The organism is Paraburkholderia sp. (assembly GCF_036488505.1).
Taxonomy (GTDB): Bacteria; Pseudomonadota; Gammaproteobacteria; order Burkholderiales; family Burkholderiaceae; genus Paraburkholderia.
In genome coordinates this window covers 1-6,785 of record NZ_DASXHN010000182.1, presented here as the reverse complement: position 1 = coordinate 6,785, position 6,785 = coordinate 1, and the positions used below count along the sequence as shown (strand labels likewise).

Annotated in this window: 6 protein-coding genes; 5 read left to right on the top strand and 1 reads right to left on the bottom strand. The window is 62.0% G+C overall.

What is annotated here, in order from left to right; all coding sequences use genetic code 11:
• Positions 1-423 (bottom strand): flavin reductase family protein (locus VGH68_RS10670; protein ID WP_331603574.1); only part of this gene is annotated, 423 nt, incomplete at its 3' end.
• A gap of 459 nt (positions 424-882) precedes the next feature.
• Here VGH68_RS10670 and VGH68_RS10665 point away from each other — a divergent pair.
• The 5 genes from VGH68_RS10665 to VGH68_RS10645 all read left to right on the top strand — a co-directional run.
• A complete protein-coding gene (locus VGH68_RS10665) occupies positions 883-1,665 on the top strand; it encodes an SDR family NAD(P)-dependent oxidoreductase (RefSeq protein ID WP_331603573.1) in 783 nt (260 codons plus the stop codon).
• A gap of 50 nt (positions 1,666-1,715) precedes the next feature.
• Complete coding sequence (locus tag VGH68_RS10660; RefSeq protein ID WP_331603572.1) at positions 1,716-2,894, top strand: acetyl-CoA C-acetyltransferase; 1,179 nt, start codon at positions 1,716-1,718, stop codon at positions 2,892-2,894.
• 51 nt (positions 2,895-2,945) lie between these two features.
• Complete coding sequence (fadB, locus tag VGH68_RS10655) at positions 2,946-5,096, top strand: fatty acid oxidation complex subunit alpha FadB (RefSeq protein ID WP_331603571.1); 2,151 nt, start codon at positions 2,946-2,948, stop codon at positions 5,094-5,096.
• Positions 5,097-5,185: 89 nt separating this feature from the next.
• Positions 5,186-5,980, top strand: a complete 795-nt coding sequence (locus VGH68_RS10650; protein ID WP_331603570.1) for an enoyl-CoA hydratase — start codon at positions 5,186-5,188, stop codon at positions 5,978-5,980.
• 128 nt (positions 5,981-6,108) lie between these two features.
• On the top strand, positions 6,109-6,785 hold a 677-nt coding region (locus VGH68_RS10645; protein ID WP_414696927.1), incomplete at its 3' end, for a hypothetical protein.

Sequence of the window (6,785 nt, the reverse complement as noted above, 5' to 3'; positions counted from 1 at the left end):
CTGCACTTCACCCACGAAGATCACATGATCGCCGCCTTCATAGCGAAATGCCGTGCGGCACTGGAAGCGCGCCGAACAGCCATCGAGTAGCGGCACGTTGCCTACGCCGCGCGCCATCTCGATGCCGGCAAACCTGTCGGCGCCGCGCCGCGAGAACTGGTCCGAGAGCGGCTGCTGATGAGCGGCGAGCACGTGTACCGCGAAGTGGTCGTTAGCCATGAACGCCGGCATGCTGCCTGAGGTCTTTGCGAGGCTCCACAACACCATAGGCGGGTCGAGTGAAACCGAGTTGAAGCTGTTGGCGGTCAGTCCGACGTCCCCGCCTTCGCTGTCGTGCGTGGTGACGATGGTGACCCCCGTGGCGAAGGAGCCGAGTGCGCTGCGAAAGAATTTGCCGTCGATGCCGGAGCCGGTTTGACTCATGTGATGTCTCCTGGTGCCTTGCGCCCAATAGCCGTCATGGCGGCAGCGACAACCGCCGTCAAAGCGTGAGAGGCGCGGCGCGTTAAATAAAGATACCGGTATTGTCCGGCTGCCATAGAAATCAATGAAGTATTTTCAGAACCTCGGGATGGCCGGTTGGTGATAGATACGGTTGATAAGTCTTGTATTTAAGGGGTTTTATCATATCGTTATTGATATTGGTCCGCGTTGTGGGTCGATGCTTAGCCCAATGTCAAATCATAAACAGATACCTCTATTCTATGGGGTGATTCGTGCGAAGGCAACGCATCGTGCTGGCCCGCTGAACCGCGCGTGCCGGTTGTGCAAGTCAGCGTCCTCGTCGTTTTGGACGATGGCTGCGCGCGCGATTCGTGCCTAGAGTGACCTCTGTGCGGAGTCTGTAGACCGCTTGACCATCGACGAGGAGTGCGATTCACCATGATTCTGGATTCAACGATTTCGGCTGTGATCACCGGCGGCGCGTCCGGTCTTGGCGCCAGCACCGCGCGCCGTCTGGCGTCGCACGGTGTGCGGGTAGCGGTTTTCGACTTCAACGCTGAACTGGGCGAAGCCGTGGCAAAAGAGGTGGGCGGGGTCTTCTGCAAGGTCGATGTCACCGACGAGGCGCAGGTGGACGCTGCGTTCGCCAAGGCACGCGCCGCCCTGGGCCAGGAGCGATTGATGATCAACTGCGCGGGCACGGGTGACGCGATCAAGACGGCGAGCCGTGACAAGTCTACCGGCGAGCCGAAGCACTATCCGCTGGACAAGTTCGAGCGCACGATCCAGATCAATCTGATCGGCACGTTCCGTTGTATCGCGAAGTCCGCCGCCGGCATGTTGAACCTCGCTCCGCTCGCGGATGGCGAACGCGGCCTCGTGGTTAATACCGCGTCGGTGGCGGCGCAGGACGGTCAGATGGGGCAGGCGGCCTACAGCGCCTCGAAGGCGGGCCTCGTCGGCATGACGTTGCCGATCGCGCGCGACCTGATGAACGACGGCATCCGCGTCAATACGATTCTGCCAGGCATTTTCGAAACCCCGTTGATGAGGGGCGCGCCCGATCACGTTTTGCAGGCGCTGGCCGCGTCTGTGCCGTTTCCGAAGCGGCTTGGCAAACCGGAAGAATTCGCCGCGCTCGTGGAGAGTATTGCGACCAATGTCTACCTCAATGGCGAGTGCATCCGTCTCGACGGCGCCATTCGCATGGCGCCGCGCTGAACGGACACGAAACCCGAATCCACTTTTCTGCATATTCACAGGAGATCAACATGGCTGAAGCCTATATCGTCGCAGCGGTGCGTACCGCAGGTGGCCGTCGCAATGGCCGTCTGGCGGGCTGGCATCCCGTGGAAATGGCCGCTCAGGTCATCAACGAGTTGCTCGAACGCTCGGGCGCCGATCCGGCCGCGGTCGACGACGTGATCATGGGCTGTGTCAGTCAGGTCGGCGAGCAGTCGACTAACGTCGCGCGCAATGCGGTACTCGCATCGAAGCTGCCGGAATCCGTGCCTGGCACCTCGGTGGACCGTCAGTGCGGCTCGTCGCAACAGGCCGTGCATTTCGCGGCGCAGGCAGTGATGTCAGGCGCAATGGATATCGTGATCGCGGCCGGCGTCGAGTCGATGACGCGCGTGCCCATGTTCACCCCGTCGGCACTCCCGCAGAAGAACGGCATGGGCACCTACATCAGCGACACGGTCTCGGCACGCTACAACGGCGTGGTGTTCAGCCAGTTCATGGGCGCAGAGTTGATCGCCAACAAGTACGAACTTTCGAAGGACCAGCTCGACGCATTTGCGCTGCGCAGCCATCAGCTCGCAATCGAAGCCACCGAAGCGGGCCGCTTCAAGAATGAAATCCTGCCGCTTCAGGCTCGTTTGGCTGACGGTTCGGTGCCCGGCGACCTGCACACGGTTGACGAGGGTATCCGTTTCGACGCGACGCTGGCAGGTATCGCCGGCGTCAAGCTCCTGCAGGAAGGCGGGCGCGTGAGCGCCGCGACGGCTAGCCAGGTGTGCGACGGCGCCACCGGCGTGATGATCGTCAATGAGCGAGGCCTGAAGGCGTTGGGCATCAAACCGCTCGCGCGCATTCACCACATGACCGTGCTGGGCAGCGATCCGGTGATCATGCTCGAAACGCCGATCCCCGCTACCACGCACGCCCTGAAAAAGGCGGGCATGTCGATCTCCGATATCGATCTCTACGAGGTCAACGAAGCCTTCGCGCCCGTACCGCTTGCGTGGCTTAAGGCACTGGACGCCGATCCGGAGCGGCTCAACGTGAACGGCGGCGCGATCGCGCTCGGTCACCCGCTGGGCGGGTCCGGTACCAAGCTGATGACGACCCTGATCAACGCGCTCGAGCAACGCGGCAAGCGCTATGGTCTGCAGACGATGTGCGAAGGCGGCGGCATGGCCAACGTCACCATCATCGAACGTCTTTGATGGCTAAACGGCCAAGCTGCCGTCGGTGAATCACGGAAGAGGAGAGAAGTCTTGTTCAAAGGTCAGAGCATCCGGGTACACGCACTCGGGGACGGGTACGTCGAACTGTGTTTCGATCGCGAAGGCGATGCGATCAACAAGCTCGATGCGCGTACGGTCGACGAGTTGCGTCGCGCCACGGTGGAGATTGCCGGCTTGGAGGGTTTGCAAGGCGTTCTGGTAACCAGTGCTAAAAATGTATTTATTGTCGGAGCGGACATCACGGAGTTCGGCGAGATGTTCAAGCTCCCGGTTCCGGAGCTCGCCTCCCACAACGCTCGCTCAAATGAAGTGTTCAATGCGTTCGAGGACCTGCCGGTGCCGACGGTCGTCGCGCTGAGCGGTTTCGCACTCGGCGGTGGCCTGGAAATGGCGATGAGCGCGTGCTACCGGATCATGTCGAGCGAGGCGCAGGTCGGGCTGCCCGAGGTCAAGCTCGGCCTGTTTCCCGGATTTGGTGGCACCGTGCGCCTGCCGCGCCTTGCGAGTCCAGCGGTCGCTATCGACTGGATCGCCTCAGGCAAGCCGTCGAAAGCAGAAGGCGCTCTGGCGGCTGGCGTGGTCGACGCGGTGGCGCAGCCGGAGCTATTGCGCGATGTCGCGCTCGATTTTCTGAAGCGCGCGGCAGAGGGAAAACTGGATTGGCGGGGCCGTCAGAAGGCCAAGCGCTCGCCGCTTGCGCAGCCGGAGCAGGAACCGGCGAAGCTATTCGACGAGGCGAAGGCAAAGGTCGCGAAGTCGAGTGGCAAGCATCAGCCGGCCGCGCTGGCTGCGGTCGAGATGATGGAGCGGGCGGCCAGCATGGATCGCGCCGGTGCGTTGAACGAGGAGGGACTCGCGTTTGCCCGGATCGCCAAAACCCAGGCAGCCGACGCCCTGGTTCAGACGTTCCTGAGCGATCAGGTTCTGAAGAAACTGTTCAAGCAGCACGCGAAGCAGGCCCGTGCCGTGCGTCAGGGGGCGGTTCTCGGCGCCGGCATTATGGGCGGCGGCATTGCCTACACCAGTGCGTTGCGCGGCGTGCCGGTACGCCTGAAGGACATTGCCCAGGCGCAGCTCGACCTCGGCATGGGCGAAGCCGAAAAACAGCTCGCAAAGCAAATCAAGGCCGGACGGGCGACGCAGTCCAAGGCCAACGACGTGCTTGGCGCAATCGTGCCCAGTCTCGCCTATACCGACTTCGACACGGTCGACGTGGTGATCGAGGCGGTGGTCGAGAACCTTGGCGTCAAGCACAAAGTGCTGCGCGAACTGGAGGACGTAGTGCGATCAGATGCCGTGATCGCGTCGAACACGTCGAGCTTGCGCATCGACGATATCGCTCAGCCACTGCAGCGCCCCGAAAATTTCGTCGGCATGCACTTCTTCAACCCGGTTCCTGTGATGCCGCTGGTGGAGGTCATCAAAGGCAGCCGGACGAGCGACGCAGCGGTATCGACGGCGGTCGGCTACGCTGTGGCGATGGGCAAGACACCGATCGTCGTCAAGGATTGTCCGGGCTTCCTGGTCAATCGTATTCTGACAGCCTATATGCGCGGTTTTCTGCAACTGATCAGCGACGGCGCCGATTTCGAGCGCGTCGACCAGGTGATGGAAGCGTTCGGCTGGCCGATGGGTCCCGCCTATCTGGAAGATGTGGTCGGCATGGACACGGGCAGCCACGTCAGCGACATCATTTCGGCGGGCTACGCCGAGCGCATGCCTCACCTCGAACACGATGCACTGCGCCTGATGTCGGCCAACAAGCGCTTTGGTCAGAAGAACGGCCTGGGCTTCTATCGCTATGAAACCGACCCCAACGGCAAGCCGAGGCGCAGCGTGGCGCACGACACCCACGAGCTCCTGGCGAGGGTTCAGCCGAACGGCACGCGCGACTTCAGCGGCAACGAGATCATCGAACGCATGATGCTGCCGCTGATCATCGAAGCGGCGCACGCGCTCGAAGACGGCGTCGTGGCCAGCCCGGTCGAACTCGATATGGCGCTGCTGCTGGGCATCGGCTTCCCTGCATATCTGGGCGGGGCATTGAAGTACGCGGACTGGCTGGGTCTTGCTCACGTCGTCGAACGAGCCGACGCTTATGCGGCATTGGGCCCCGGCTATCGACCGACTGAACGCATGCGCGCGATGGCGGCGCAGGGGCAGCGGTTTTACGCCAATTGAGCGCATTCAGGCGCTGCCAGTCAGAATCCCGGCGGCGAGCCTCAGGCCGCCGGGCCGTGTATTTACTCTCAATCTGAAGAGAAAGCTTGATGGCCGACTCCAGCTTGTTGATCGAGCGACCGTTGCCCGGTTGCGTGCTGCTCACATTGAACCGTCCGAACGCGAAGAACGCGCTGTCGCAGGCATTGCGGCGCGAACTGACTGACACGGTGCGAATGCTGGCGCGTGATCCGCAGGCGCGCGTGCTGATTCTCACGGGCGCGGGCGACGCGTTCTGTGCCGGGTTGGATCTCAAGGAGCTTGGTGCGGCCGCGAGCGGCAACGCGCTTGCGCTTGACAACCTTGAGTGCAATCCGGTCGCCGCATTGCTGGACTTCCCAGGCCCTGTGATTGGTGCGATCAACGGAGTGGCGATTGGTAGCGGCTTCGAACTGGCGTTGGCCTGCGATGTGCTGATCTGCAGCCAGCTCGCGCGCTTTGCCGACACACACGCGCGGGTCGGCGTGCTGCCGGGCTGGGCGTTATCGCAGCGCCTTTCACGCACAATCGGCATCTATCGCGCGAAGGCGCTGTCGCTCACCGGAGATTTTCTGTCTGCTTCGCAGGCGGAGGCCTGGGGCCTGGCGCATCGCGTAGTTGAGGCGCGACGGCTCTTGCCCGAGTCTTGCCAGACAGCGGCGACCATGCTCTCTACAGTGCCGCAGACGCTCGTCGACTACAAACGTCTGATCGACGACGGTTACAAGCTGCCATATGGTGAGGCGCTGGAACTGGAATATCGTCGCTCCGTCGGGGCGATGCCGGACGTCGACCCGGACGATCTGGAGCGCCGGCGCCATGCCGTACGCGCGCGTGCACAGCAGCAACTTGACAGTTTCGTATGAATAAGACGTGCCGCCCCGGGAAACTACGGAGGCGCGCGTTGTAAATCATCTTCAAAATGTAAATCATTATGCTAATTTCCGCCCGTTCGAGCTGGTGAGATCGCCGCGGTCCAAATGAAGGAGACAGAATGACCACGCCCCGTGCCGAGAGTGATCGGTACTTTGATCCGCACATCGAGACGATGCCGCGTGATCAGCTGGAGAGACTGCAAGAGGTGCGTATTCTTCAGCTCGTGCCGTATGTGTATCAGCGCTCGGCGTTGATTCGCGAAGTGTGGGACGAAGCCGGCGTCAAGCCGTCGGACATTCGTTCATTGGCGGACTTCAAGGAGAAGGTGCCGTTCATTGACAAGGATCGCATCCGGCGCTTTCGCGATACACACAACGACCCCTTCGGCGGCCTGCGTTGTGCCGACGCGCCGCATCTGCGCGGTGTGGGTTTCACATCGGGTACCACCGGTGACCCGACGCCGTTGCCGCGCTCCGAACACCACATTCCCCTGGACGGCCTCCAGCGCGAGATGTGGCACATGGGTGCACGTCCACACGATTACATGGTTTATTCGCTGTTCACGTTCCGCGAGGGGCTGAACTTCGACAAGTTCTCCGCTTCGGGGATCCGCCCGGTGTGTGTGCCGCATCTGCCTTTTGAGGCAGTGAACATTGTTGCGGTCACGCGCCAATTCCGGCCCACGACGCTTTTCATGCTGTCCACGCCGCTGATCATGGGCTTGCAACAGTATCAGCAGAAAACCGGCGACGATCTCCGCAAGGCTTTCTCGTCCTGTCGGGGCGCGGTCTTCGG

Excerpts from the sequence above, each read along its gene's own strand:
- VGH68_RS10660 (WP_331603572.1), top strand. The coding sequence starts at position 1,716 with ATGGCTGAAGCCTATATCGTCGCAGCGGTGCGTACCGCAGGTGGCCGT.
- VGH68_RS10650 (WP_331603570.1), top strand. The coding sequence starts at position 5,186 with ATGGCCGACTCCAGCTTGTTGATCGAGCGACCGTTGCCCGGTTGCGTG.
- VGH68_RS10665 (WP_331603573.1), top strand. The coding sequence starts at position 883 with ATGATTCTGGATTCAACGATTTCGGCTGTGATCACCGGCGGCGCGTCC.